General features: G+C 68.1%; 24 protein-coding genes. 17 read left to right on the top strand and 7 right to left on the bottom strand.

Features of this window, described 5'->3' with window-relative positions; all coding sequences use genetic code 11:
* Position 1 precedes the first annotated feature (1 nt).
* Both OHZ10_RS27500 and OHZ10_RS27495 read left to right on the top strand, forming a co-directional pair.
* Positions 2–1159: a DUF1501 domain-containing protein gene (locus tag OHZ10_RS27500; RefSeq protein ID WP_059240406.1), complete on the top strand. Its 1158-nt coding sequence runs from the start codon at positions 2–4 to the stop codon at positions 1157–1159.
* Between the two features lie 61 nt (positions 1160–1220).
* The gene (locus OHZ10_RS27495) at positions 1221–1439 is read left to right on the top strand and encodes a YXWGXW repeat-containing protein (protein WP_059240407.1); all 219 of its coding nucleotides are present in this window, start codon (positions 1221–1223) and stop codon (positions 1437–1439) included.
* Between the two features lie 34 nt (positions 1440–1473).
* On the opposite strand, the gene OHZ10_RS27490 is transcribed toward OHZ10_RS27495, so the two are convergent.
* Together OHZ10_RS27490 and OHZ10_RS27485 are read right to left on the bottom strand one after the other, a co-directional pair.
* On the bottom strand, positions 1474–2667 hold the full coding sequence (locus tag OHZ10_RS27490; RefSeq protein WP_059240981.1) for a tyrosine-type recombinase/integrase: 1194 nt from the start codon (positions 2665–2667) through the stop codon (positions 1474–1476).
* A 152-nt stretch (positions 2668–2819) separates the two neighbouring features.
* Positions 2820–3995, bottom strand: coding sequence for a helix-turn-helix transcriptional regulator (locus tag OHZ10_RS27485; protein ID WP_059240408.1), 1176 nt, complete (start codon positions 3993–3995; stop codon positions 2820–2822).
* Positions 3996–4217: 222 nt separating this feature from the next.
* Here OHZ10_RS27485 and OHZ10_RS27480 point away from each other — a divergent pair, with 222 nt between their 5' ends.
* Entirely contained in the window at positions 4218–4598 is a 381-nt protein-coding gene (locus OHZ10_RS27480) for a DUF4377 domain-containing protein (protein ID WP_059240409.1), read from the top strand.
* Positions 4599–4607: 9 nt separating this feature from the next.
* Here OHZ10_RS27480 and OHZ10_RS27475 read toward each other — a convergent pair whose 3' ends face one another.
* Positions 4608–5996: a DHA2 family efflux MFS transporter permease subunit gene (locus tag OHZ10_RS27475; RefSeq protein WP_342704961.1), complete on the bottom strand. Its 1389-nt coding sequence runs from the start codon at positions 5994–5996 to the stop codon at positions 4608–4610.
* Between the two features lie 158 nt (positions 5997–6154).
* Here OHZ10_RS27475 and OHZ10_RS27470 point away from each other — a divergent pair, with 158 nt between their 5' ends.
* The gene (locus OHZ10_RS27470; protein ID WP_059240411.1) at positions 6155–7015 is read left to right on the top strand and encodes a LysR family transcriptional regulator; all 861 of its coding nucleotides are present in this window, start codon (positions 6155–6157) and stop codon (positions 7013–7015) included.
* A 47-nt stretch (positions 7016–7062) separates the two neighbouring features.
* Here the strand turns inward: OHZ10_RS27470 and OHZ10_RS27465 are convergent, their stop codons facing one another.
* A complete protein-coding gene (locus tag OHZ10_RS27465) occupies positions 7063–7413 on the bottom strand; it encodes a VOC family protein (protein WP_047903137.1) in 351 nt (116 codons plus the stop codon).
* A 260-nt stretch (positions 7414–7673) separates the two neighbouring features.
* Here OHZ10_RS27465 and OHZ10_RS27460 point away from each other — a divergent pair, with 260 nt between their 5' ends.
* The 7 genes from OHZ10_RS27460 (at position 7674) to OHZ10_RS27430 (ending at position 15952) form a co-directional block, all read left to right on the top strand.
* A complete protein-coding gene (locus OHZ10_RS27460) occupies positions 7674–8813 on the top strand; it encodes an LLM class flavin-dependent oxidoreductase (RefSeq protein WP_059240412.1) in 1140 nt (379 codons plus the stop codon).
* A 168-nt stretch (positions 8814–8981) separates the two neighbouring features.
* A complete protein-coding gene (locus OHZ10_RS27455; protein ID WP_174991180.1) occupies positions 8982–10175 on the top strand; it encodes an acyl-CoA dehydrogenase family protein in 1194 nt (397 codons plus the stop codon).
* 10 nt (positions 10176–10185) lie between these two features.
* Positions 10186–11946 (top strand): FAD-dependent oxidoreductase, encoded by a 1761-nt coding sequence (locus OHZ10_RS27450; RefSeq protein ID WP_059240414.1) that lies wholly within the window; start codon positions 10186–10188, stop codon positions 11944–11946.
* Positions 11943–12461, top strand: a complete 519-nt coding sequence (locus OHZ10_RS27445; RefSeq protein WP_059240415.1) for a flavin reductase family protein — start codon at positions 11943–11945, stop codon at positions 12459–12461. The genes OHZ10_RS27450 and OHZ10_RS27445 overlap by 4 nt, the downstream gene beginning before the upstream one ends.
* 15 nt (positions 12462–12476) lie before the next feature.
* Positions 12477–13520 (top strand): ferredoxin--NADP reductase, encoded by a 1044-nt coding sequence (locus tag OHZ10_RS27440; RefSeq protein WP_174991179.1) that lies wholly within the window; start codon positions 12477–12479, stop codon positions 13518–13520.
* A gap of 39 nt (positions 13521–13559) precedes the next feature.
* Entirely contained in the window at positions 13560–15146 is a 1587-nt protein-coding gene (locus OHZ10_RS27435; protein ID WP_275054990.1) for a FadD3 family acyl-CoA ligase, read from the top strand.
* Between the two features lie 32 nt (positions 15147–15178).
* A complete protein-coding gene (locus OHZ10_RS27430) occupies positions 15179–15952 on the top strand; it encodes an SDR family NAD(P)-dependent oxidoreductase (protein ID WP_059240418.1) in 774 nt (257 codons plus the stop codon).
* Between the two features lie 131 nt (positions 15953–16083).
* Here the strand turns inward: OHZ10_RS27430 and OHZ10_RS27425 are convergent, their stop codons facing one another.
* Both OHZ10_RS27425 and OHZ10_RS27420 read right to left on the bottom strand, forming a co-directional pair.
* A complete protein-coding gene (locus tag OHZ10_RS27425; protein ID WP_233464091.1) occupies positions 16084–17280 on the bottom strand; it encodes an acyltransferase family protein in 1197 nt (398 codons plus the stop codon).
* Between the two features lie 11 nt (positions 17281–17291).
* A complete protein-coding gene (locus OHZ10_RS27420; protein WP_342704959.1) occupies positions 17292–17957 on the bottom strand; it encodes a class I SAM-dependent methyltransferase in 666 nt (221 codons plus the stop codon).
* A 691-nt stretch (positions 17958–18648) separates the two neighbouring features.
* On the opposite strand from OHZ10_RS27420, the gene OHZ10_RS27415 reads away from it, so the two are divergent.
* The gene (locus OHZ10_RS27415; protein ID WP_342704958.1) at positions 18649–19389 is read left to right on the top strand and encodes a hypothetical protein; all 741 of its coding nucleotides are present in this window, start codon (positions 18649–18651) and stop codon (positions 19387–19389) included.
* A gap of 136 nt (positions 19390–19525) precedes the next feature.
* Here OHZ10_RS27415 and OHZ10_RS27410 read toward each other — a convergent pair whose 3' ends face one another.
* Positions 19526–20770: an acyltransferase gene (locus OHZ10_RS27410; RefSeq protein WP_342704957.1), complete on the bottom strand. Its 1245-nt coding sequence runs from the start codon at positions 20768–20770 to the stop codon at positions 19526–19528.
* A gap of 314 nt (positions 20771–21084) precedes the next feature.
* Here OHZ10_RS27410 and OHZ10_RS27405 point away from each other — a divergent pair, with 314 nt between their 5' ends.
* The 5 genes from OHZ10_RS27405 to OHZ10_RS27385 are packed head-to-tail and all read left to right on the top strand — an operon-like array spanning position 21085 to position 25718.
* Entirely contained in the window at positions 21085–21981 is an 897-nt protein-coding gene (locus tag OHZ10_RS27405) for a VOC family protein (protein ID WP_059240422.1), read from the top strand.
* A gap of 9 nt (positions 21982–21990) precedes the next feature.
* Positions 21991–22884: a CoA transferase subunit A gene (locus OHZ10_RS27400; protein WP_059240423.1), complete on the top strand. Its 894-nt coding sequence runs from the start codon at positions 21991–21993 to the stop codon at positions 22882–22884.
* A gap of 10 nt (positions 22885–22894) precedes the next feature.
* A complete protein-coding gene (locus OHZ10_RS27395) occupies positions 22895–23692 on the top strand; it encodes a CoA-transferase subunit beta (RefSeq protein ID WP_256086325.1) in 798 nt (265 codons plus the stop codon).
* An 8-nt stretch (positions 23693–23700) separates the two neighbouring features.
* Positions 23701–24621, top strand: a complete 921-nt coding sequence (locus OHZ10_RS27390; protein ID WP_059240425.1) for an enoyl-CoA hydratase — start codon at positions 23701–23703, stop codon at positions 24619–24621.
* Positions 24618–25718, top strand: coding sequence for a nitronate monooxygenase (locus OHZ10_RS27385; protein WP_342704955.1), 1101 nt, complete (start codon positions 24618–24620; stop codon positions 25716–25718). Before OHZ10_RS27390 ends, OHZ10_RS27385 begins: the two co-directional genes overlap by 4 nt.
* Positions 25719–25736: the final 18 nt, after the last annotated feature.

The raw sequence follows: 25736 nt of genomic DNA, 5'->3' as shown, positions 1-25736 counted from the left end.
CATGGCACTGTCCCGCCGACAATTCCTGAGCGTAGCCGCCGCCGGCGCGGGCGCGATCCTCGTCGCACCGCAAATCGTGTTCGCGAACGTCGCGACCGACCGGCGTTTCGTGTTCGTGATCCAGCGCGGGGCGGCCGACGGCCTGAACATCGTCGTCCCGTATGCGGAGCCCGCGTATGCGTCGCTGCGCGGCCCGCTGGCGATCGACACGACGGCCGCGACGCGGCTCGACGGCACGTTCGCGCTGCATCCGTCGCTGACGCAGACCGCGCAGCTGTACCGCGACGGGCAGGCGCTGTTCGTCCACGCGATCGCGTCGCCGTATCGCGACCGCTCGCATTTCGACGGCCAGAACGTGCTTGAAACCGGCGGCCGTGCGCCCTACCAGGTGAAGGACGGCTGGCTGAACCGGCTCGCCGCGCTGCTGCCGGCGACGCGCGACAGCGCCATTGCATTTGCGCCGACCGTGCCGCTCGCCTTGCGCGGCACCGTGCAGGCCGCGTCGTATGCGCCGTCCGGATTGCCGGCCGCGCCGGACGACCTGCTTGCGCGCGTGTCCGCGCTCTACGAAGCCGACGCGCAGCTCGGCCCGCTGTGGCAGTCGGCGATGGAGGCACGCGGTCTCGCCGGCGATGCGCATGCGCGCCAGGACCCGGCCGGGGTCGGCAAGCTCGCCGCGACGTTTCTCGCGCGCGACGACGGCCCGCGGATCGCGATGATCGAGACGGGCGGCTGGGACACGCACAGCGCGCAGAACGCGCGGCTCGCGAATCAGTTGAAGGCGCTCGACACGATGCTCGCCGCGCTGCGCGACGGCCTCGGGCCCGTCTGGCAGCAGACCACGGTGCTGGTCGCGACCGAGTTCGGCCGCACGGCCGCGGTGAACGGCACGGGCGGCACCGATCACGGGCAGGCATCGGTTGCGATGCTCGCGGGCGGCGCGGTCGCCGGCGGCCGCGTGATCGCCGACTGGCCGGGGCTGCGGCCGGGCGACCTGTACGAAGGGCGCGACCTGAAGCCGACTGCGTCGCTCGACGCGCTGATCTCGGGCGCGGCTGCCGAAAGCCTGCGTCTCGATCCACGCCGCACCGCAGCCGCGTTGTTCGCGGAAAGCGGCGCGACGCGGCCGATGAGCGGCCTGATTCACGGGACTGCGTGACGCGGCGCATGCCGCGTTCGTGCCCGCCGACCGATTACACACACAACAGGGAGAATTGACGATGAAGATCCGATCCGCTTCGCTTGCCGTGCTGGTGAGCGCGAGTGCCGTGCTGATGTCCGCCTGCGTGGTCGAACCCGTGCGGCCGCCGCAGCCGGCGCCGCTCGTCGAAGTGGCGCCGCCGCCGCCCGCGCCTGGCTATCGCTGGGCGAAGGGCCATTACCGCTGGGCCGGCAATCACTGGGCGTGGGTGCCCGGGCACTGGGTGGGCGTGTACTGACCGGGCGTGATGTACGGCGTGGTGCGGATGCCGGCTACCACCCGATCCGGTGTTTCTCTTCCGTCTCGCGATGCCGCCAGTCGTCGTCCGCGTGCAGGTACTGGCTCGTCGTCGTGAGCGACACGTGGCCGAGGTTGTCGCGCACGAGCCGGAGGTCGACGCGGCCGTCGGCCATGTGCGAGCCTGCGCTGTGGCGCAGCCAGTGCGCGGACGCCTGTTCGAGCACCCGAGCCGCGTGTGCGCCGGCTTCGCCGTTCGCACGCAGCCGGTCGGCCGCGTGCCGGAACACCTGCTTCACGATCCTGTGCAGCGCCGCACGCGTGAGCGGCTTGCGCGCCTGGCCGACCGGCAGCACGAGCGGCGTGGGCTCGCCGTCCGACGGCAGCGCGGGCAGGCCATGCGCGCGCCGGTAGCGCGACAGTTCGGCCATCATCTCGCCGGTGGCCGGCACGAGCCGCTGCCGGCCGCCTTTGCCCGTGACGTCGAGCCACCAGCGGTCGTGTCCGTTCGCGTCGCGCCGGCAGAAGAACTGGCCCATCGTCGTATCGGCCGCTTCGGTGATGCGCAGCCCGCCGAGATACAGCAGCGTGAACAGCCAGCGTGCGCGATCCGCATGGAAGCACGCGCGCGCATCGTCGCGCGGCATCGCGGCGATCGCGTCCTTGACCGACTGCCATAGCGGCTGCCCGAGATGGCGCGTGACGCGCGGTGCGGGCCGGCGCTGCCGTTGCCGCGACAACGCGAGCGGGTTGCCGGCCAGATAGCCGGCCTGCACGAGCCACGAGAACATCACGTTCAGGATCACCAGCGCCTGCCGCTGGCTGGCCGCCGACAGCGGCCCGTAGAACGGCCGCCAGCGCGGATCGTCGCGTGGATGCTTGCGGCCGCCGTTTGCGCACCACAGGTCGGCCGGCGCGGGCGCGAGCAGGAACTGCCGGTAGACGACGAGATCCTCGTGCGTGAGCGACGACAGCGGCTTGCCGCACGCGATCACGGCCCACAGCAGCAGACGCTCGGCTTCCTTGCGGTAGTTCTGGAACGTGGTCGGCGTGTCGACGAAGCGCGCGAGCCAGGCGCGCACGGCGTCGAGATCGTTGGTCGCGGCGATCTGCGGATGCGCGCTGCCCGAACGGTTGGAGCCGGTGCGTCCGTCGAGCGAGGCCGGCACGGTCAGCGTATCGATCGGCAGCGGGCGCAGCGCGGCGTCGGACGGAACGGGTGAGGGCATGCGAAGGGAGGCGCGCTGCACGAACCGCGCGGGCATGGCCGGGCGGACGACGGCAGCGCGTCAATGCGTATCGGGAAGCGCCGATGGTACACGATCACCGCACGGTGAAACCGCCGTCGGAGGCGATCGACTGGCCGGTGACGAAGCGCCCGTTACCCCAGCGACAGCACACTGTTCAACAACATCCGCACCAGCGTGGCCTGCCGCGTGACACCGGTTTTCGAAAAGATCGCGCGCAGGTGCGAACGCGCGGTGTTCTTGCTGATCGCGAGTTCGTCGGCCGCTTCCTCGAGCGTTTGCCCGTTGACGAGCGCGAGTGCCAGCGCGGTCTCGGCCGGCGTGAGGTCGAACAGCTTGCGCACGATGTCGTGCGACGCCTGCGACTTGCGCTCGGCATCGCGGATGAAGATCGCGCACGCCGGCCGGCGCGGGTTGTCCTCGGACCACTCGCTCAACGGCACCGCACGGATCAGCACGCCGAGCCGCGGCTTGCCGGACGGGCGCGGCACCGCGATCGCGTGCGCGACCGACGGCGTGACGCCCGTGCGTTCCGCGAGCACCTGGCGGATCAGTTTCTGCAGCTTGCGGTCCTCCAGCGGATACGACGCTTCGAGCGTGCCGCCGCGCACGCGCAGGCCGTCGCATTCGGCGAAGATCTCGTCCGCGACGGAGTTGGTCCGCATGATCGTGCCGCGCTCGTCGAGAATCGCGGTGCCGACGAGCATGCGGTCGATCGTGCTGGCATACAGCGTGCGCTCGGATTCGACCATCCCGAACTTCGCGTGCAGCCGCACCGCGCGCTTCAGGTGCGGCAGCAGCGCGTTGCAGACGGCCTTGTCGGCTGTGGAGAACGCGTGGCCGCGATGCGAACGGCAGACGCGAAAGCGGCACTCGACGCCGTCGTGCGTGCGCAGGTCGGCGCCCATCAGATAGCCGACGTCGAACGGCTGCAGGAATTCCGCATACATCGCGCTGTTGCGCCACACGCCGACGCCGAGCAGTTCGTCGACGGTGACGACGCGATCGGCCGGCAGGTTCACGAACGGATCGAGTGCGTAGTAATAGTTGTTGTACGACGCGACGCCCGTCAGCGGTGCGCTCTCCTCGGACGCGTTGATCATCAGCCCTGTATGGCCGCTGGCCGGCCAGCGCAGGATCATCGTCACGTAGTTCGCGTGGAGGTGCACGCGGATCTGCTCGAGTGCGGCGCCCCACGGCACGTCCTCGAGCGGGCCTTCGTAGATTTTCGTGAGCAAAGCGTCGAACTGCTCGAGCGTCAGTTTCGATTGGGCAAGGTTCGGCGGCAGGGCCGGGGGCGCCGTGGTCATTCGGGTTGTCTCCTGTTTCGGCCGCCGGGTCGCGATGCGCTTGGCGTGCACGTTCGGCCACCGGCGGCGATACGCGCGGCGGCACCGGAACACGGTAACGTATCGGGATAGGCGCGACATCCCATAAATGAGGGGGGCGGGCACGTTCTGTAAGGTAATTGTGAACTTTCTCGCCGCGCCGGGCGTCTAATCGGCCCTCCAACGCTTCCAGAGGCACATCAGATGATTCACAAGACCCGAACGCTGCTTGGCGCGGCCGTCATTGCCGGCAGCACGCTCCTCGCCGGATGCCAGACCGACGCGGCCGCCACGGCACCGAATGCGGCCCGCCCGGCCGACGGCAAGCCGGTGACCAGGACCGTCTATGTCGCGCCGCAGTCCGCGCGCTGCATGGGCGTCGCGCCGATGGAGTGCCTGCAGGTGCGCAGCAGCCCGAGCGAGCCGTGGAGCCTGTGGTACGCGGGCATCGAAGGGTTCGCCTATCAGCCCGGTTACCTGTACACGCTTGAAATCGACGAATACCACGTCGCGCAGCCGCCGGCCGACGGTTCGTCGATCCGCTGGGTGCTCAAGCGCGTGGTCGAACGCCGTCAGGTGAACTGACGGCCGCGCTTACGCGGACGATCGTGCCGCCGCATGGGTCGGCGGTGCGGCCGTATCGATCCGCCGGAACACGGCGGACGACAGCAACGTGACGGCCCCCATGCACGCGAACGACAGCATGAATCCGTGCGCCATCGAGCCCCAATAGGCGGCGAACAGGTTCACGAGCCCGCCGCCGATCGACACACCCAGGCCCATCGCGAGCATCTGCATCATCGTGAACAGGCTGTTGCCGCTGCCGGCGTCGGCATGCGAGAGCCCTTTGAGCGTCACGCCGTTCATCGCCGCGAACTGCATCGAGTTCGCCGCGCCGAACACGATCAGCAGCACACCTTCCAGCACCGGCGCGGGCCGCGCCGACACCAGCGCGAATCCCGCGATCGCGCAGCCGACGATTGCCGTATTCACGACCAGAAACGCCGCATAGCCGAAGCGCTTCACGAGCGGCGCGATCCAGCGTTTCGCGATCACGCCTGCGATTGCGGCCGGCAGCATCATCAACCCCGATTGCAGCGGCGTATAGCCGAGCTGCACCTGCATCAGCAGCGGCAGCATGAACGGCACCGAACTCGTGCCGATCCGGCACAGCAGGTTGCCGAGCAGCCCGGAACCGAAATTCGGCTCGCGGAACAGCCCGAGCCGGAACAGCGGTTGCGCGCGCCGCCGCGCATGCGGCAGGTACGCGAGCGCGCTCGCGAGGCCGGCCACGGCGAGCCCGGCCGCCCACGCGGCGCGATGCGCGGGCATGGGCGGGTCGATCGCGAGCGACAGCGCGATCATCGCGACCGACAGCAGCGCACAGCCGACGAAGTCGAACGGTGGCGGCTGCGTCGCCTGGTCGTGCGGCAGGTAGCGCTGCACCGCGATGAAACCGACCACGCCGACCGGCACGTTGACGATGAACACCCAGTGCCATGAAATCGCCTGCGTGAGCCAGCCGCCGAGCGTCGGCCCGACAATCGGGCCGAGCTGGCCGGCGATCGACACGAACGCGATCGCCGCGACGTACTGCTCGCCCGGCACGCGCCGCAGCACGGCGAGCCGCCCGATCGGCAGCAGCATCGAGCCGCCGATGCCCTGCACGGCGCGCGCAATGACGAGCTGGCCGAGCGTGTGCGACGCCGCGCAGCCGATCGACGCGAGCACGAACACGAGGATCGCGACGGAGAACACGCGGCGCGTGCCGAACCGGTCGGCGAGCCAGCCGGACGCCGGCGTGAGCATCGCCATCGTCAGCGTGTAGACGACCACGACCGGCTGCATCGCGAGCGGCGACGCATGCAGGCTTTGGGCGATCGAAGGCAGCGCGGTGTTGACGATCGTCGTGTCGAGCGACTGCATGAAGAATGCAGCGGCGACGATCCAGAGCAGCGCGGAGTGTGTGGGTTCCCGGAACATGGCGAAATCGGTGGTGCGAAAGCCCGGCGCAGGTGCGCCGGTGCGCGGTCGCGCGGCGCCTGCCGGACTTCAAGCGCTCGATGGTACCGATTCCGGTGGTCATCGGGAAGCCGCCTCAAGACATTGACTGTCATCGGAATTGCCGATGACAATGCGGAATGCTCAATCCCGTCTGGCTCAAGACCTTCGCGACCGTCACGAACTGCCGCAGCTTCACCGAAGCGGGGCGGCAGCTCGGGCTCAACCAGTCGAGCGTCAGCGAACACATCCGTCGCCTCGAAGAGAGCGTCGGCCGGCGGCTGTTCGTGCGCGACACGCATTCGATCGCGATGACGGCCGACGGCGAGGCGCTGCTCGTGCATGCGAACGTGATCCTGCAGGCGCTGAACCGCGCGGAATCGCAGTTCCGCAAGCCGCGGCTGCAGGGGCGTGTGCGGCTCGGCGCGTCCGACGACCTCGCGCTCGTCGCGCTGCCGGACGTGCTTGCCGGGTTCCGCGCTGCGCATCCCGACGTCGCGCTGGAAATCACCACCGGCATGACGAGCCGGCTCTACGAACTGATGGATGCAGGCGCGCTGGATCTGATGATCGGCAAGCGGCGGCTCGGCGAGCGGCGCGGCACGCCGCTGCTGCGCGCACGGCTCGAATGGGTCGCGCGGCCCGGCACCGTCGTCGACCTGGAGCGGCCGCTCCCGCTCGTGCTGGTGGCCGAGCCGAGCGTCACGCGCGCGGTGGTGCTGAATGCGCTCGCGGAAAAGGGGATCGGCTGGGAAGTCGTGTGTTCGAGCAGCAGCCAGCCGGGCTGCATCGCGGCCGCCCGTGCGGGGCTCGGGCTGACCGCGACGTCGCAATACCTGTCCGCGCGTGGCCTTGCGCCACCCGTGAACGGCGACGGGTTGCCCGTGCTGCCGGACGTCGAATTCATCGCGCTCGCCGCGAAGCGGCTGAGCCAGCCGGCCGGCACGCTGCTCGAGCTGCTCGAAACCAGCGACCTGCGCGCGTCGGGCGCGGACGCGTAACGCCGCTTGCGCCTGTGTTGCGTGCGGCGTGCCCGCGCCGCGCGTCGTCAGGCTGACCGCTTCTGCGAAATCACGAGCAGCGCGCCGTTCTTGTCCTCCAGCACCGCGCGGTATTCGTGCGGCCCGGCCTGCACGGGCACGCGCACCGATGCGCCGGCCTTCACGACCCGCGCCATGGCCGCATACAGGTCGTCGTCCTCGTCGACGCGCAGCGTGAGCGCCGCGCGCTCGACGATCTGCTCGTCGCCCGCGACCAGCGCGATCGTCAGCGGGCCGCCGTCGAGCGCGCAATAGCGGTCGCCGTCGCGGAACTTCACGTTCAGGCCCAGTCCGTCGACGAACAGCGGCAGCGCCGTGTCGATGTCGTCGACCGGATACAGCAGCATCGATACCTTCATTCCGGTTCTCCCTTGTCTTGATGAGGGCGGCGTGCAATGCGCCGCCGGTCGATGCTAGCGCGTCGCTCGCGCCGTCACGCAGTCCGATCGGATGACGGTGAAACCCCTCTGTCCCCGCCGGCATACAGATACTCCGAACAGATGATGCCCACGCCAGCCGGCGCGCCGACACTCCCATTCGTGGACCGTCGCTATTCGTCCGTATCGTGCGGGCGGGCCGCACGACCCCGACTCGTCCAACATACATGGAGACGCACGCAATGAAGTTTTCCCTCATCTACGAAGCCCAGACCACCGACGCATCGCGCGAGGGCGACCACCAGGTGTTCAAGGAGACGGTCGAGCAGGCGTTGCTCGCCGAGCAGGTCGGTTTCGACACGATCTGGTGCGTGGAGCACACGTCGCTGACCAACTATGCGCACATGAGCGCGCCGGAAACCTTCCTTGCCTACCTGGCCGGCCGCACGACGCGCATCGGCCTGGGCCACGGCGTCGTGTGCCTGCCGCCGGCGATGAACCATCCGATCAAGGTGGCGGAACGCGTCGCGCTGCTCGACATCCTGTCGGGCGGCCGCGTGCATTTCGGCGTCGGCAAGGGCGGCAGCCAGCAGGAAGCCGGCGCGTTCGGCTACGACCTCAACGAACTGCAGCCGATGATCGACGAATCGATGTATCTCGTGCCGAAGATGTTCGTGCAGGACGAGATCGAGCACGACGGCAAGTACATCAAGATCCCGAAGCGCCCGATCCACCCGAAGCCGTTCCAGGATCCGCACCCGCCGATGTACCTCGCGTGTACGAACACCGATGCGCTGCTGCGCGCCGGCCAGCGCGGGATGGGCGCGCTGGTGCTCGGTTTCGGCGGCCCCGACGAAGTCGCGAAGAAGAACGCCGTCTACCGTGAAGCGTGGGCGAACCGCAAGCCGGAAGACCAGGTCGGCTTCCGCCCGACCCAGCACCTCGCGGCGCTGTGCCCGACGGTCGTGATGGCCGACGGCCAGGCGGCCCGCAAGATCGGCATCCGCGGCCAGCGCTACTTCATGGAATCGCTCGCGTACTGGTACACGGGCGGCGAGCGTCCGGACCCGGCGAAGTGGGGCGACGATCTCGTGCAGGCCGACACCGGCGAGATGGTGATCCGCTCGCGCTTCGCGTCGGAGGAAGTCGTCGTGAACTTCGCCGACCCGGCGCTCGCGATGATGAACCCGAACCACGCGTACGGCACGGTGGACGACTGCATCGGCTATGTCGGCCGCCTGCAGGAGGCCGGCGTCGACGAAGTGCTGTTCCTGTGCCAGATGGGCACGGTGCCGCATGAAGCGCAGATGGAGACCATCCGCAACATCGGCGAGCACGTGATCCCGTTCTTCAACCGCGAGAAGGAACGCGCCTGCGCGTGATGCATGAGGCCGCGCCCGTCGTCCCGTCCGGTCGGACGATGCGGCGCGGTCGCGCGAAGCCGACCATCGGTGGTGGCGAGCATCGCCCGCGGCCAGGCCGCGCCGAACAACTTTGAACGAGAGCGGGGCGGGTGCCACGGCGCAGCCCCCGTTCCACAGGAGACATTCGTGCATCGCGACAACGATTCGAACGCATTGGCTGCCACGCTGATCGCCCGGGCCGAGGCACTGGCGCCGATACTGGCCGGCCGCGCCGCGCAGGCGGAAGCGCAGGGCCGCATCCCCGCCGAGACGATCGCCGACATGCAGGCCGCCGGCTTCTTCAAGGTGCTGCAGCCGAAGCGCTACGGCGGCCACGAGCTCGATCCGCAGGCCTTCTTCGACATCCAGATGGCGCTCGCGCGCGGCTGCATGTCGACCGCGTGGGTGTACGGCGTCGTCGGCGTGCACAACTGGCAGCTCGCGCTGTTCGACGAACGCGCGCAGCAGGACGTATGGGGCCACGATCCGGCGACGCTGATCGCGTCGACCTACATGCCGGTCGGTCGCGTGACGCCGGTCGACGGCGGCTTCCGCCTGTCGGGCCACTGGAAGTTCTCGAGCGGCAGCGAACTGTGCGAATGGGTGTTCCTCGGTGCGCTGGTGCCACCGGCCGAAGCCGGCCAGCCGCCTGAATACCGGACCTTCCTGCTGCCGAAATCCGACTACCGGATCCAGCAGGACTGGGACGTGCTCGGCCTGCGCGCGACCGGCAGCCACGACATCGTCGTCGACGACGCGTTCGTGCCTGCGTACCGCACGCACAAGGCGATCGACGGGATGATGGGCACGAGCCCCGGTCTCGCCCTCAACGACGCGCCGCTGTTCAAGCTGCCGTTCGCGCAGATCTTCGTGCGCGCGGTGTGCACGTCGTGCATCGGCGCGCTGCAGGGCGCGCTCGACGATTTCACCGGCTATGCGGCAACGCGCGTGTCCGCGAACAGCGGCGCGAAGACGACCGACGATCCGGGCGCGCAGAACGCGTGTGCGAACGCGGCCGTCGCGATCGACGAGATGAAGGTGCTGCTCAAGCGCAATTTCGCGGAACTGATGGCGTCGGTGACCGGCGGGCCGGCCGTGTCGATCGAGCGTCGCGTGCATTTCCGTTACCAGTCCGCACAGGTCGCCGAGCGCTGCGCGCAGGCCGCGAATACGCTGCTGCGCTATGCGGGCGGCAACGGCATCTATCACCGCAATCCGCTGGTGCGCCGCTTCCTCGATCTGCACGCGGCCCGCGCGCACTACGCGAACAACGTGGACCGCTTCGGCCAGAACCTCGGCGCGGTGATGCTCGGCCGCGAAAACACGGACTTCTTCATCTGACGAGGCCGTGATGAACGACACGCAAGCACAGCAATACACGTTCGACGTGGTCGTCGTCGGCTCGGGCGCGGGCGCACTGCTCGCCGCGTGCCGCGCGGCCGACCACGGGTTGTCCGTCGTCGTGATCGAGAAGACGGCGCTGTATGGCGGCACGTCGGCCGTTTCGGGCGGCGGCATCTGGATTCCGTGCAACCACCATATCGCCGAACTCGGTGCGACCGATTCGCGCGAGGCCGCGCGCGGCTATGTCGACGCGTGCGTGGCCGGCGCGTCGACACCCGAGCGGCTCGACGCGTATCTCGATCGCGCGCCGGAGATGCTGCGCTATCTGGAATCGAAGACACCCGTGCGCTTCCAGGCGTTGCCGAAATACGCGGACTATTTCCAGAAGCTGCCGGGCGCGATGCCGGGCTATCGCGCGCTCGATCCGATGCCGTTCGACGGCGGGCTGCTCGGCGACGAGTTCGACCGGCTGCGGCCGCCGTCGCCCGGCACGCTGATCTTCGGGCGTCTCGCGGTGACGTCGAAGGAAGCGCACACGCTGTTTGCGCGCGGCCCCGGCTTCATGACGCTCACGATCAGGCAGTTCGGCCGCTACTGGCTCGATTTCGGCATGCGCCGCCGCACGCGGCGCGACCGGCGCCTGACGCTCGGCAACGCGTTGATCGGCGGCTTGCGTCGTGCGCTGCTCGACCGCAGCGTGCCCGTGTGGCTCGACACGCCGATGCGCGACCTGCTCGATGTGGACGGCCGCGTGACGGGCGTGCGCGCGCAACGCTTCGGGCAGCCGGTGACGATCGCCGCGCGGCACGGCGTGATCCTCGGCGCGGGCGGCTTCGAGCGCAACCAGCCGATGCGCGAGCGCTACCTGCCGCAACCGACCCAGGCGCAGTGGAGCGCGACGCCGCCGTCCAACACCGGCGACGCGATCGCCGAAGGCCACCGGCTCGGCGGCGCGCTGGATTTGATGGAGCACGTGTGGGGTGTGCCGACGGTCCGCGTCGCGGGCGAGGAGAAGCAGCGCGGGCTGTTCGTCGAACGCAACCTGCCGGGCTGCGTGATCGTCAACGGTCTCGGCAAGCGCTTCGTCAACGAAGCCGCGCCGTATTCGGAATTCGTGCCCGCGATGTATCGCGACCATGCGCGCACCGGCGCGACCGTGCCCGCGTGGATGGTGTTCGACGCGCGCTTTCGCCGCAAGTATCCGTGCGGGCCGGTCATGCCGGCGTCCATGATGCCCGATGCGCGGATTCCGCAAGCGTTTCGCGAGGTACTCGTGAAGGCCGACACGATCGATGCGCTTGCCGCGAAGATCGGTGTCGACGCGGCCGGCCTGCACGACACGCTGCGCGACATGGCGCGTTACGCGGCCACCGGCGTCGACGAAGCGTTCGGCAAGGGCGACAACGCGTTCGACACCTACTACGGCGATCCGCGCAACACGCCGAACCCGTGTCTCGGGCCGGTCGACGAAGCGCCGTTCTACGCGGCGCGGGTCGATGCGGGCGATATCGGCACGAAGGGCGGGCTCGTCACCGACGTGCACGCCCGCGTGCTGCGTGCCGATGGCGAGCCGATCGACGGCCTCTACGCGATCGGCAACACCAGCGCATCGGTGATGGGCACGAGCTACCCCGGCGCGGGCTCGACGCTCGGTCCGGCGATGACCTTCGGGTATCTCGCCGCCGACCACCTGGCTGCTCGCGCAGCCGAGGCCGGAGGCCGGCAGGCCCGGCCATCCACGACTGAACTTGACGGAGTCCGATCATGAGCGATCTCACCAACCATCCACTGCGCACCGACATGCTGCTCGCGATGCGCCGCCTCGCGCGCTCCGTCACGGTCATCAGTAGCACGCACGACGGCCGGCGCTACTCGATGTCCGCGACGGCGGTCGATTCGTTGTCGACCGATCCGCCTTCGCTGCTGATCTGCATCAACCGCACCGCGTCGCTGTATCCACCGCTCGATGCGGGCGCGCCGTTCTGCGTGAACGTGCTGTCCGCGCGGCACGAAGGCATCGCGATCGACTGCAGCGGCCGCCTGAAGGGCGAGGCGCGCTTCACGACCGGCGACTGGGATACGTCGCCGCACGGCGTGCCGTATCTGCGCGATTCGCAGGCAAGCCTCGTGTGCGAGCAGGACGGCCGTTTCGAATACGGCACGCATACGGTGTTCATCGGGCGCATCCGCGAGGTGCTGATGAGCGGTGACGTCGATCCGCTCGTCTATCTCGACGGCGCGTATACGACGCCCGGCGCGCCGGTGGCCCGTGTGGCCGCGTGACGCAAGGATCTGGCCATGAGCGATCCACGCTTCCACCGGCTGACCGTGGCCGAAGTGATTGCCGAAAGCGACGACGCGTGTTCGTTCGTGTTCGACGTACCGGCCGGGCTACGTGATGCATTCACGTACCGGCCCGGGCAGTTCCTGACGCTGAACGTGCCGTGTGCGGACGCGACCGTCGCGCGCTGCTATTCGCTGTCGAGCGCACCCGGCATCGACGCGGCGCCGAAGATCACCGTCAAGCGCGTGCGCGACGGCCGCGCGTCGAACTGGCTGTGCGACCGCGTGAAGGCAGGCGACGCGCTCGACGTGCTGCCGCCGGCCGGCGTGTTCACGCCACGCACGCTCGACGGCGACCTGCTGCTGTTCGCGGGCGGCAGCGGCATCACGCCGGTGCTGTCGATCCTGAAATCGGCGCTCGTGCGCGGGCGCGGGATGCTGACGCTGATCTATGCGAACCGCGACGAACGCTCGGTGATTTTCCGCGACGAGCTGCAGCAGCTCGCGCAGCGTCATCCGGGCCGCGTGCGCGTGATCCACTGGCTCGACAGCGTGCAGGGGATTCCGCAGCAGCGTCACCTCGAGGAGCTCGCGCGGCCGTTCAGCCAGCAGGAGACGTTCATCTGCGGGCCCGCGCTGTTCATGGAGAACGCGCTGGCCGCGATGCTCGGCCTCGGGTTGCCGCGTGCGCGCGTGCATGTCGAGCGATTCGCGTCGCTGCCCGATGCGCCGGCGCAGGCCGACACCGCGGCGCAAGCCGCGGCAACGGCGGCGTCCGGCGACGGCGCGGCGATCGAGACGGTGCTCGACGGCGACGCATTCGCGTTCGACAGTGCGCCCGGCGAAACGCTGCTCGATGCGATGCTGCGTGCGGGTGTCCCTGCGCCGAATTCCTGCCGGATGGGGCAATGCGGCGCGTGCATGTGCCGGATCGAGCGCGGCGAGGTCGTGCTCGACAGCAACCACGTGCTCGACGACGACGAGATTGCGGCCGGCTGGACGCTCGCCTGTTGCGCGCGGCCCGCGAGCGATGCGCTGCGCGTGGTGTTTCCCGACTGAGCCGTGCCGCGCCGGCGGCGCGCACGGCAACCTTGATCTATGACGATGGACAACGAAATCCTGACCACGCCCGCGCTGATCGCGCGGGCTGCCGCGCGCCACGGCGCGCATCCGGCGATCGAGTCGGAGCACGGCCGGCTGACCTACGCGGAACTCGATGCCGCACGACTCGATGCGGCCCGTGCGCTGCTGGCGAGCGGTATCGACGCCGGCGACCGTGTGGCGGTCTGGGCGCCGAACCTGCCGCAATGGATCGTCGCGGCGCTGGCGATCCATACGGTCGGCGCGATTCTCGTGCCGGTCAATACGCGAATGAAGGGGATGGAGGTCGGCGGCATCCTGCACGACGGCGGCGTGCGGCTGCTGTTCTGCTGCGGCACCTTCCTCGGCGAATCGTATCCGGCGATGCTCGCGCCGCACCGGCCTGCGATGCTCGAGCGCGTTGTCGTATTCGACGGCGAACCGCCTTCAGGCGCGCGCGACGAGACCTGGAACGCATTTCTCGCACGCGGCGCGGCGGTGCCGCTTGCCGCGGTGCGCGAACGCGAGGCGCAGGTCACGCCCGACACCGTGATGGACCTGATGTTCACGTCCGGCACGACGGGCCGTCCGAAAGGCGTGATGACCGCGCACGGCCAGAACCTGCGCGCCGCGCAGGCGTGGGCGGCGATCGCGGGTGTACGGCAGGACGACCGCTACCTGATCGTCAATCCGTTTTTCCACACGTTCGGCTACAAGGCCGGCTGGCTCGCCGCGCTGTCGAGCGGCGCGACCGTGCTGCCGCATCTCGTGTTCCAGCCGGCCGACGTGCTGCGGCGCGTGGCCGACGACCGCGTGTCGGTGTTGCCCGGCCCGCCGACGCTGTACTACGCGCTGCTCGACGCGCCCGATCGCGCGACGCGCGACCTGTCGTCGCTGCGGATCGCGGTGACGGGGGCGGCGGCGATCGCTCCGAGCCTGATCGAGCGGATGCGTGCGGAGCTCGGCTTCGAGACGGTGCTGACCGGCTACGGACTGACCGAATCGTGCGGCTTCGCGACGTTGTGCCGTCAAGGCGACGATGCGGAGACGGTTGCCTATACGTCGGGCCGGCCGATGCCGGGCGTCGAGCTGCGCATCGCGGGGCCGGGCGGCGTGCCGCTCGGGCCGGACGAGACCGGCGAAATCTGGGTGCGCGGCTACAACGTGATGCGCGGTTACTTCAACCAGCCGGACGCGACGCGCGAGACCGTCGATGCCGATGGCTGGCTTCATACCGGCGATCTCGGCTGCGTCGATGCGAATGGCAACCTGAAGATCACCGACCGCATCAAGGACATGTTCATCGTCGGCGGCTTCAATTGCTATCCGGCGGAGATCGAGCGGCTGCTCGCCGCGCATCCGGCGATCGCGCAGGTCGCGCTGGTCGGCGTGCCCGATACGCGCCTCGGCGAGGTCGGTCACGCGTATGTCGTACTGCGCCCGGGCGCGCAGGCCGATGCCGATGCGCTGAACGACTGGGCGCGCAGCAACATGGCGAACTACAAGGTGCCGCGCTTTTTCACGTTCGTCGAGCAACTGCCGACGAGCGCGGCGGGGAAGGTGCTGAAGTACCGGCTGCGCGCAGCGACCGAGGCGGCGGCCTGAGCGATGAGGCGACACATGAACGGGATGAACGCATGAACGACAACGGATTTCCGCCGGGCGCGGTACTCGTGTTCGGCGGTAGCGGCGGGATCGGGCAGGGCGTCGCGCTCGAATTTGCGCGCGCCGGCGTACCGGTCGCGGTGGGCTATCGCAGCAAGGCCGACGTCGCCGAGCGCGTCGCGCGCGACGTTCGCGGCGAAGGCGCGGCGGCCACCACGCACTGCGTGGACGTGACCGATCCCGCGCAGGTCGATGCCGCGCTCGCGGCCGCGATCGACGCGCATGGTCGCGTGCACACGGTCGTGTGGGCCGCCGGCCCGTTCGTGAACCAGCGCCATATCGGCGACATGACGCACGACGACTGGCGCCGCGCGATCGATGTCGAGACGATCGGCTTCTTCGTGGCCGCGAAGGCTGCGCTGCCGCATTTCCGCGCATCGGGCGGCGGGTCGTTCGTGACGCTCGGCTCGGCCGGACACCTGCGCTGGCCTGATCGCGACGGGCTGTCGGTCGCGCCGAAGGCGGCGAACGAGGCGCTGGTCAAGGGGCTGGCGCGCGAGGAAGGGCGTTACAACATTCGCGCGAATTCGATCCTGGTCGGCGTGATCGAGGCCGGGATGTTTCCGGTGCTGCTCGAACAGGGGCAGTTCGACCAGGCGTGGATCGACGAGACGCAGAAGATGCTCGCACTGAAGCGCTGGGGGAAGGCGCACGACGTCGGGCGGGCGGCCGTGTTCCTGGCGTCGGATCGGGCTGATTATGTGACGGGGCAGCAGTTGAATGTTTCCGGGGGGTACGGGCTGTAGCTGTCGCGCGGCCGACCGATCGTGCCGGACGGGCCGCTCGTTGCGAGCGGCCTTTGCATTGGCGGTCCGGTCATGCCTGCGGTATCGCGGCGCACGCCGGCATGACCGGACCGATGCCTTCCGTCGCCGACTCAGCGCGATCCCGAGGTGCGCTGCGACAGGAATGCGGCTGCGTTTCTGCCCAGCGCGATACCCGGTTGCTCCACGAAGCGGTGGATGAGCGGGGATACCAGCAGCGAGCCCGGCAACGCAACGGCCAACAGGACGATCGTCCTGATGTTGCCGTGTGCCGCCAGGCGGGGAAACTCGCCCGACAGCACCAATCCGGTCAACGCGATGAAGAAGCCGTGAAAAAGATACATGCCGTACGAGGCATCCGATAGCGCATGGGCATGCCGGCCGCCGAGGCGGTTCGCGACGGGTTGCAGCAGCGACGACACCGGTTTCCGGTTGACCGTCAGCGCGTATAGCGACGCGGAAATGACCGGAAGGAGCCACGACTGGGCAGCGTAGCTCGACGTTTGAGCGAACGGCAGCAGCAACGCCAGCATGCCGATCAGGATCGTGGCGGTTTTGTCCGTGCCGAACGGAATCTCGGCGATCAGCATGCCGGTCACGAACAGCGAGAGCTTCAACGGCAGGAAGCCCGGCTCCGGAAACACGCCGGCGAGCGCGTGGCTTGCCGCGAGCGCGAGGGCGGCCAGTACGATCGACGCCGTCAGCGGGCCGACTTTCCGCATCAGCAGATAGAGCAGCGGGAACGCGAGATAGAACTGCATCTCGAGGCTGAGGCTCCAGTCGGGCAGCATGGTCGCAAACGTGTATTTCGGTATCGCTCCGAAAACGAACGTGACATGGGCGAGCAGATTGGCCGCGGTGAACCTGATTGTGTACGGATCGTAAATGCCGCCGCTTCCCCAGAATCCGGGGTTCATCGACTGGAGTGCCTTGTAGCCGTCGAAAAAGGGCGCCGATGCGAGGACCGCGAACGCGAGCGACAGGTAATAGGCCGGTGCGATGCGGAAGTACCGGCGGATATAGAACCGGGCCCAGGTGGCGGGGTGCGTCATGGGCTCGATCGACTCTCGTCGGCGGGCGTTGTAGGCCATCAGAAAGCCTGAGATCGTCATGAACAGATCGACGGCGATCTTCGGGTCCGGTATCGCGGTGAGCGTCCACCCGCCCCAGATCATGCAGTGGGCGATGACGACCCAGGTTGCGGCAATGCCGCGCAAGCCGTTCAGATAGGGAACGTCGCTCGGCATGTTGAAGTCACGGGGAAGCGGGGTGCGCGGTTGCGCACCCGTGTTGTTCTGATGGGTCGTCACTGATGTATCGGCTAAAGCTTCAGGATCACGCAACCGATGTAGTCGGAATGATCCGGGGACAGTTCAACGATCTGCGCGATGCCTTCGATCGCCTGCGAGACGCTGAAGGTATCCGTTCGATCCGAAATCTTGAAGTCGCGCCCGACGACGTGGAAGTTCCACTGGTGGAAGCCTTCCCAGTTCTCGTTCAGCGCCTCGTTCGCTGCATGCTCGGTCGCGATGAAGCCACCGGGTTTCGTCACGGCGATCATCTGCCGAAACGCTTCGACCGGATTGTAGCAGTGGTCAAGCGTGTTCTTCGCATAAGTCAGGTCGAACGTGTCGGCCGGGAACATCGTGGTCAGGCACTCGCTTTCGCACTGCCGGGTTTTGATGAGGGGAAGCCCTGAGGGGAAATCCAGGCGGCTGTACAGGTCACCCAACGCATCGACGGCGGTGATGTCCAGCGGCAGGCCGTTCATCTTCTTGCCCAGCACCGTCATCGGGCCGGCGCCCACGTCGAGGATCTTCGGATTCGGGATGCCGTTCAGCAGTTCGGCCATCCACTGATGTACTTCGGTGTCGGGGTTGATGCGGAACTGAAAGTCTTCTGGCCACGCACCGCCCTTTGTCTCCAACCACTTCGACCAGAATTCGATTTCGTTATCGATTCCGCTAGACCACTGCAATTTTTGCATTGTGTCCGTCCAGAGGGTATGGACGGACGATTCTATCATCCGCTGGCAGGCTGTCATCGGGCGACGAAATATTGGGTGTTGCGGCAATCGGTGCGGTGTACTGATCGGCTTGCAGCCCGCGCGCCGATCCTTTCGCGCGGCATGCGCGAGGCGGCATCCGTATTCACCCTGACTCGCCGGGCAAGCTTGCGCGTCGACCTCGCACGCGCTTCGTGCGAGGTCGCACCTTTGCAACGCTTCTTCGATGCATGCCGCCACGTGTGCCCGGCGGTAACGGTGACGAACCCGCGCTGACGGCCGCCCGGCCTTGTTCTGCGCGCATCGCGATATCGATGCGTGCGCACACAATCGCGCGCGGCGGGCTTGCGCGCCGAATATCGATGCGTTCCTGAAACATTTCCCCCTGTTTCGCGCTGCGCGATCGCGCGTGTTGACCCGCGACGCTTGCCACGCGTGGGTTTGCGTTATATGGCACGTGCCTTGCGATTGACCCGGTGCCGCCTGTGCAGACGAATCTCGCCAGAACGATCAGTGCATCGGCGGCGTGGAGCGACATCGAAACAAACGGGGAATCGGATCGGGTCGCGGGCGCCGCGTGTCACGGCGCATGCGCCGCGCATGATGTATCGGTCATGCGCACGGCGCACCGCGTTCCCGATCCGTCGAACAGCAAGCGTGCTTGCAAGGTGTCGTGCCGGGGTTCGCACCGCGCATCGCGACGAAGGCCGCGGGCGCGACGCGTCGCACCCGGCACAAGTCGGGGGAGGCGCCCGTGAAAACGACAGTGAACCAATGGGCAGCGGTCGCGGTGATGTTCGTCGCGAGCGCGCACGCGCAGGAAATTTACCTGCAGGGCGGCACGCAAGGCGTCGGCATCGGGGCTGCCGTGAGTTTCAATTCGATGCTGGGTGCGCATGCCGATTTCAATGCGATCGACCTTTCGCATGACTTCACGGTGGCCGGCAATCGCTATCAGGACGACCTGAAACTGCGCCAGGGCGGCTTGTACGCGGACATCTTTCCGTGGCACGGCAGCGGCTTCCGGGCGACGATCGGGCTGCGCTTCAACGACGACGAGCTGCGCGGCGTGTCGGTGCCGACCAACGGGACCTACGTGTTCGGCGGCAAGCACTATCCGGCGCTGCCGGGGATGTACGCGGTGGCGGAAGCGCGCTATCCGACCGTGATGCCGTATGTCGGGATCGGCTACGGGCACCGGCCGGCGTCGAAGGGGCTTGGATTCGTCGCCGATATCGGTGTCGCGTACGGGATCCCGAAGTGCTCGTACACGCTGTCGCCCGAACTGGCTGCCGCGGCCGGGCCGGCGAAGAGTCAGGTCCTGGTCGCGAGCGGGCTCGATGAACTGCGACAGGTGATGTCGCGATATCGGTGGTATCCGGTCTTGCAGATCGGGATTTCGTACCGGTTCTGAGCGGATGCGCGGTCGCCGTACCTTCCGGGTACGGTATTGCCGGCAAGGCCGTGCCGGCGGTTGCCCGCAATCCGGGAGCCGCCATCGGATCCGCCGGCAAGCTGCCCGGCCGGCGGCTGTTTCCGTATGCGACGCATCAATGGTATCCGGCGACTTTCTCGGGTTCGGCTCGGGCCGTTTGCTTGTCGCTCGTGAGCGCAACCGCGCCGCTGCGATCGTCGGTGTTCCCCATCGATCTGTCTCGAAGCCGAATATAAGGTTGTTCGATGAACGTGTAGGTCAGGGTCGCGAATGCGTAGTACAGACAGACAAGCGTGATGTAGAGCGCGGCCGTCGCGAGCTGCCCGTCAACGGAGATGCCGCGACTGGCAAAGAGACCGAGCCCGAGCGTCAGCATGCAGATGTGACCGAGATACAGCGAATACGAAATCTTGCTGGTCCAGCCGATGAAACGGTCGAACAGACGGCTGCCGGATGTGCGAACCTGCATCGCTGCGGGCAGCAGCGCGGCGATGACGACCGACAGCATCGGGAAGAACATCACACGCAGGAGGCCGTTGCCGGCGAGATAGGGCGCACCGAACGCGAAATAGAACGTCAGGCCGACAAACAACGCCAGCGGCATTTTCCAGGACTTCGCGAAACGGGTGAACATCGCGGGCCGCTCGATGCGCAGATAGGCGGCAATGACGCCGATGAACAGCGAGTCGAGGCGGCAGATCACGATGGATCGCACGTAACGATCGACATCGGCCAGCGATTGCGCGTGCCAGCTGAAATAGATCCGGGCGCAGAGCGGCAGCACGATGAATGCGGCGCAGGTCGCGAGCAACGCCCGCCCGTTCGTCCTGAGTACCGTGAGCGCGGCAAGAAACGCGCACGGCAGCAGCAGATAGAACCATTCTTCGACGGCGAGGCTCCACGAGTGCTCGAAGAACGGCGCCATCGGCCAGGCCAGGTTCTGCAGGAACAGGAAGAACGGCCACGCGACGTCGAGGGTGGCCGGGCCGTGGTAGTCGAACCGAAGATAGACGAGCAGGAAGAACGCATAAAGCGGCAGCGTTCGTGCCCAACGACGTTTCCAGAAATCGAGAATGTCGCGCGGCGCCCGGAGCTTGCCGGTTTTGTATGACTTGATGAGTATGCTGCCGATGAGAAAGCCGCTCAGCACGTAGAAGATCTCGACGCCGATGGTCCCTTGAGCCCAGAAATACCACTTCAGCCAAGCGGGCGGTGCGCCATGCGCGACCGTGTGACAGGCCAGCACAAGCAGGACGGCGACCGAGCGCAGTACATCCAGTCCGAATACACGCTGGCTTGGGGAGGAAGGGGCGTACTTCGTCATCGGTGAAAGAGGCGGTTGGACGGCGAAGTTTAACAAAAGTGCCTGCGGTGAATTCTCCGGCCCGGCAGTCGCGACAAGGCCGCGCCGGCGGTGGCAGCCCGTTCGTTCGCATTGGGAACAAGGGCGCGATCGTCTTCCGGGACGCAATCCGGCCGATGCCCGGACCGTACGACCTCGCGGCAGCCGCTCGCGCCGCACCCTGCCACCGGATCCCCGTCCGGCACACCGTTCGCGCCGCCACCCCGGCTTTTTCCCGCCGCTTCTCTCGTCCCAACAGACGATGTAACGCCACCCCCGACCGGCCAGAATCCTTACACGAACAACGGATTCTGAACCAGGAGGAGGCCGACATGATCGATGTCCGTGCGCTTGGCTACGTCGTCGTCGAGGCGACGCGCGTCGATGCGTGGCGCCGCTACGCGGAAGACGTGCTGGGCATGCAGGCGCTCGATGCGCCCGACGGCGCGTTGTACCTGAAGATGGACGAGCGTGATTTCCGCTACGTGATCGTCCCCGGCGCGACCGACCGCTATTTCGCGTCGGGCTGGGAATTGCCCGACGGCGCCGCATTCGACGCCGCGCTGGCGGCACTGCAGCGCGCGGGCGTCGAGCCGGTGCGCGCGACGCGCGACGAAGCCGCGCTGCGCCGCGTGCAGGCGATGGCGTGGTGTAGCGACCCGTCCGGCAACCGCCACGAGCTGTACTGGGGCGCGCGCTGCGACTTCCGCCGCTTCGTGTCGCCGCTGGGCGTCGCACGGTTCGTCACCGGCGACATGGGGCTCGGCCACGCGGTGCTGCCCGCACCGCAGTTCGATGCGACCGACGCGTTCGTGCGCGGCGTGCTCGGCTTCGAGCTGTCCGACATCTACCGCGTGAAGTTCACGCCCGATCCGGCCGAACCGGAAAAGCGCATCCATTTCATGCACTGCCGCAACGCGCGCCATCACAGCCTCGCGCTGTTCGAGATGGCCGTGCCGTCGGGTTGCGTGCACGTGATGACCGAAGTCGACTCGATGGACGAAGTGGGCCGCGCGCTGGATCGCGTCGCCGCGCACGACGTGAAGATGTCCGCGACGCTCGGCCGCCACTGCAACGACCAGATGATCTCTTTCTACATGAAGACCCCCGGCGGCTTCGATCTCGAATACGGCTTCGGCGGCCTCACGGTCGACTGGTCGAAGCACGCGGTGTTCGAGGCCACCAAGGTGAGCCAGTGGGGCCACGATTTCAGCATCGGATACCGGTAAGCCAGCACGATGACGATGAAACCTCTCGACAAGACGATGTCCGCGCGCGACGTGGTCGCGCAACTCGCCGACGGCATGACGATCGGCATCGGCGGATGGGGGCCGCGGCGCAAGCCGATGGCGCTGGTGCGCGAAATCGCGCGCTCGAACCTGAAGGACCTGACGATCGTTGCGTACGGCGGCGCCGATGTCGGCCTGCTGTGCGCGGCCGGCAAGGTGCGCAAGGCGGTGTTCGGCTTCGTGTCGCTCGACGTGATCCCGCTCGAGCCGCATTTCCGCCGCGCCCGCGAACAGGGCCGTATCGACGTGCTCGAACTCGACGAAGGGATGTTGCAGCTCGGCCTGCGCGCGGCGGCCGCGCGCCTGCCGTTCCTGCCGACGCGCGCCGGGCTCGGCACCGCGCTGCTCGATCACGCGCCGCAATTGCGCACGGTGCAATCGCCGTACGACGACGGCGAGACGCTGCTCGCGATGCCGGCGATCGAACTCGACGTCGCGCTGCTGCACGTGAATGCGGCCGACCGGATGGGCAACACGCGCATCGACGGCCCCGATCCGTTCTTCGATGCGTGGATGGCGCGCGCCGCGCAGCGCTGCTACGTGTCGTCGGAAACGGTCGACGCATCGCTTGCGAGCGAAGACCTCGATGCCGCCAAACGCAACCCGTTCGAGCGCTCGCTCGTCAACGGCGTCGTGCACGCGCCGGGCGGCGCGCACCCGACGTCGTGCGGGCCGGCCTACGGCTGGGACCTGCCGCACCTGCGCGCGTACTGCGCCAGCGCGGAAGACGATGCGAAAACGGCGGCGTACCTGCGCGACGTGGTCGGCCAGGACGAACGCCAGTACCTCGAAGGCGTCGGCGGGCTGTCGCACGTGACGACGCTGCCGTTGCCGATTCTGTAAAGGAGCGCCTGTGAGCGAATCTCTCGACCATTCCCTCGCGGAACTGATGATCGTCGCGTCCGCGCGACTCTGGCGCGACGACGGCGAAGTGCTGGCGACCGGCATCGGCACGGGCCCGCGGCTCGCGGCCGGCCTCGCGCGGCTCGCGTACAACAGCGGGCTGATGCTGACCGACGGCGAAGCGTATCTCGTCGAGGAGCCGGTGCCGCTCGGCCCGCGCCCCGACGGCTATCGCGTGAAGGCGAGCGGCTGGATGACCTACGAGCGCGTGTTCGACTGCCTGTGGCACGGCCGCCGCCATGCGCTCGTGATGCCGACGCAGATCGACCGTTTCGGCCAGGCCAACATCTCGTGGCTCGGCGACGACTACGACCGCCCGAAAACCCAGCTGCTCGGCGCACGCGGCTTCCCCGGCAACACGACGAACCACGCGAACTCGTTCTTCGTCAGCGGCCACGGCAAGCGCACGTTCGTCGACGGCGAAGTCGACATGGTGTGCACGGTCGGCTACAACCCGGCGCGCCGGCTGCCGGGGATGAAGACCTTCGTCGACCTGCGCAGCATCGTCACCGACCTGTGCGTGATGGATTTCGGCGGCCCCGACCATGCGATCCGCGTGCGTTCGCTGCACCCCGGCGTGAGCTTCGACGAAGTGCAGGACGCAACGGGCTTCCCGTTGATCGCCGCACCCGAGATCGGCACGACGGCGCCGCCGAACGCGGAGGACCTGCGCATCGTGCGCGCGCTCGATCCGCACAACCTGCGCGCGACGATCGTGCGCAACAATCCGGCGCCGCGCCGGGGATGAGATCCGACATGGAAGCGACCCAGATGACGTTCGGCGACGGTGTCGTCGACTACGCGGTCGAGGACGGCATCGCGACGATCACGATGAACCGCCCCGAGTATCACAACGCGCAGAACTCGAAGATGACGTATGCGCTCGACGCGGCGTTCCGGTGCGCGGCGCACGACGACGCAGTGAAGGCCATCGTGCTCGCGGGCGCCGGCAAGCATTTCTCGGCGGGCCACGATATCGGCACGCCGGGCCGCGACATCCACGAATCGTTCGATCGCGCGTCGCTGTGGTACGACCACGTCGACAAGGAAGGCGGCGAATTCCTGTATGCACGCGAGCAGGAGGTATACCTCGGGATGTGCCGGCGCTGGCGCGACCTGCCGAAGCCGACGATCGCGATGGTGCAGGGCGCATGCATCGCGGGCGGGCTGATGCTCGCGTGGGTGTGTGACCTGATCGTCGCGTCGGAGGATGCGTTCTTCGCGGATCCGGTCGTGCGGATGGGGATTCCGGGCGTCGAGTATTTCGCGCATGCCTACGAGCTGAACCCGCGCATCGCGAAGGAATTCCTGTTCCTCGGCGAGCGGATGCCGGCCGAGCGCGCGTACCAGATGGGGATGGTCAACCGCGTGGTGCCGCGCGAGCGGCTGCGCGACGCGACCTACGCGATCGCCGCGAAGATCGCGACGATGCCGCGCCTCGGGCTCACGCTCACCAAGCAGGCGCTGAACCACGTCGAGGAGCTGCAAGGCAAGCGCGCGGCAATGGATGCGGCGTTCGCGTGGCATCACTTCGCGCATGCGCACAACGAACTCGTCAGTGGCGATCGTCTCGGCGGCTACGACGCGCGCAGCATGGCCAGCTCGCAGCGCCAGCCGAACGGCGCGGATCGCGGCGACGCGGCGGCCCCGGTTGCCGTCAACGGAGCCGCCGCATGAGCACGACGCTTCAGAGCCCGCTGCATACGCCGCTGTGCGACCTGCTCGGCTGCCGTTACCCGATCGTGCAGACCGCGATGGGCTGGGTGGCCGACGCGCGGCTCGTCGCGGCGACCGCGAACGCCGGCGGTTTCGGCTTCCTCGCGGGCGCGACGATCGAGCCGGAGCAGGTCGAGGCCGAGATCCTGAAGGTGAAGTCGCTGACCGACAAGCCGTTCGGTATCAATTTCCACATGTTCCAGAAAAACGCCGCACAGGTGGTCGATCTCGCGATCAAGCACCGGCTGCGCGCGGTCAGCTACGGCCGCGGGCCCGATGCGAAGACGATCCGCCGCTTCAAGGACGCCGGCATCGTCTGCATGCCGACCGTCGGCGCGCTGAAGCATGCGGCGAAGGCCGTCGAACTCGGCGCGGACATCGTGACGGTGCAGGGCGCGGAAGGCGGCGGCCACACGGGCTCGGTGCCGACCACGCTGCTGCTGCCGAAGGTGCTCGATGCGGTGCGCGTGCCGGTCGTCGCGGCCGGCGGGTTCTTCGACGGGCGCGGACTGGCTGCCGCGCTTGCGTACGGCGCGGCCGGCATCGCGATGGGCACGCGCTTCCTGATGAGCGCCGAATCGCCGGTGCCGCGCGAGACGCTCGACCGCTACGTCGCGGTCGGCGACCCGGCGCGCATCCGCGTGTCGGACGCGCTCGACGGGCTGCCGCAACGGATGATCGACAACCCGTATCTGCTGAAACTCGAACGCTTCGGCCCGCTGCGCCGCACGTGGTTCGCGTTGAAGACCGCCGAGGCATGGCGGCGCCAGAACGGGCTGAGCACGGGCGACATGCTCGGCCTCGCGCTCAAGGCGCTGCGCTCGCATGACTACACGGCGAGCCAGACGCTGATGGCCGCGAACGCGCCGTTCCTGATCCAGCGCGCGATCGTCGAGGGCCGCCCGGATGAAGGCGTGCTGCCGAGCGGCCAGGCGGCCGCGATGATCGGTGCGATCGAGTCGTGCGACGCGCTGATCGCGCGGATCGTCACGGAAGCCTGCGAGCGGATCGATGCGCTGGCCGCGTTGCGCGGCGCGGCAGCGGCGCAGGCCGCATGACACACATCACAGGGAGGC

It is taken from the genome of Burkholderia arboris (genome assembly GCF_038723655.1).
GTDB classification, from domain to species: domain Bacteria; phylum Pseudomonadota; class Gammaproteobacteria; order Burkholderiales; family Burkholderiaceae; genus Burkholderia; species Burkholderia arboris.
The sequence above is the reverse complement of the archived record's forward strand: the minus strand, read 5'-3'. Positions and strand labels throughout refer to the sequence as shown.

Excerpts from the sequence above, each read along its gene's own strand:
- OHZ10_RS27440 (WP_174991179.1), top strand. The coding sequence starts at position 12,477 with ATGAGCGATCCACGCTTCCACCGGCTGACCGTGGCCGAAGTGATTGCC.
- OHZ10_RS27485 (WP_059240408.1), bottom strand. The coding sequence starts at position 3,995 with ATGACCACGGCGCCCCCGGCCCTGCCGCCGAACCTTGCCCAATCGAAA.
- OHZ10_RS27430 (WP_059240418.1), top strand. The coding sequence starts at position 15,179 with ATGAACGACAACGGATTTCCGCCGGGCGCGGTACTCGTGTTCGGCGGT.
- OHZ10_RS27460 (WP_059240412.1), top strand. The coding sequence starts at position 7,674 with ATGAAGTTTTCCCTCATCTACGAAGCCCAGACCACCGACGCATCGCGC.
- OHZ10_RS27500 (WP_059240406.1), top strand. The coding sequence starts at position 2 with ATGGCACTGTCCCGCCGACAATTCCTGAGCGTAGCCGCCGCCGGCGCG.
- OHZ10_RS27470 (WP_059240411.1), top strand. The coding sequence starts at position 6,155 with ATGCTCAATCCCGTCTGGCTCAAGACCTTCGCGACCGTCACGAACTGC.
- OHZ10_RS27435 (WP_275054990.1), top strand. The coding sequence starts at position 13,560 with ATGACGATGGACAACGAAATCCTGACCACGCCCGCGCTGATCGCGCGG.
- OHZ10_RS27465 (WP_047903137.1), bottom strand. The coding sequence starts at position 7,413 with ATGAAGGTATCGATGCTGCTGTATCCGGTCGACGACATCGACACGGCG.
- OHZ10_RS27385 (WP_342704955.1), top strand. The coding sequence starts at position 24,618 with ATGAGCACGACGCTTCAGAGCCCGCTGCATACGCCGCTGTGCGACCTG.
- OHZ10_RS27390 (WP_059240425.1), top strand. The coding sequence starts at position 23,701 with ATGGAAGCGACCCAGATGACGTTCGGCGACGGTGTCGTCGACTACGCG.
- OHZ10_RS27490 (WP_059240981.1), bottom strand. The coding sequence starts at position 2,667 with ATGCCCTCACCCGTTCCGTCCGACGCCGCGCTGCGCCCGCTGCCGATC.
- OHZ10_RS27405 (WP_059240422.1), top strand. The coding sequence starts at position 21,085 with ATGATCGATGTCCGTGCGCTTGGCTACGTCGTCGTCGAGGCGACGCGC.
- OHZ10_RS27450 (WP_059240414.1), top strand. The coding sequence starts at position 10,186 with ATGAACGACACGCAAGCACAGCAATACACGTTCGACGTGGTCGTCGTC.
- OHZ10_RS27480 (WP_059240409.1), top strand. The coding sequence starts at position 4,218 with ATGATTCACAAGACCCGAACGCTGCTTGGCGCGGCCGTCATTGCCGGC.
- OHZ10_RS27495 (WP_059240407.1), top strand. The coding sequence starts at position 1,221 with ATGAAGATCCGATCCGCTTCGCTTGCCGTGCTGGTGAGCGCGAGTGCC.
- OHZ10_RS27420 (WP_342704959.1), bottom strand. The coding sequence starts at position 17,957 with ATGCAAAAATTGCAGTGGTCTAGCGGAATCGATAACGAAATCGAATTC.
- OHZ10_RS27475 (WP_342704961.1), bottom strand. The coding sequence starts at position 5,996 with ATGTTCCGGGAACCCACACACTCCGCGCTGCTCTGGATCGTCGCCGCT.
- OHZ10_RS27400 (WP_059240423.1), top strand. The coding sequence starts at position 21,991 with ATGACGATGAAACCTCTCGACAAGACGATGTCCGCGCGCGACGTGGTC.
- OHZ10_RS27445 (WP_059240415.1), top strand. The coding sequence starts at position 11,943 with ATGAGCGATCTCACCAACCATCCACTGCGCACCGACATGCTGCTCGCG.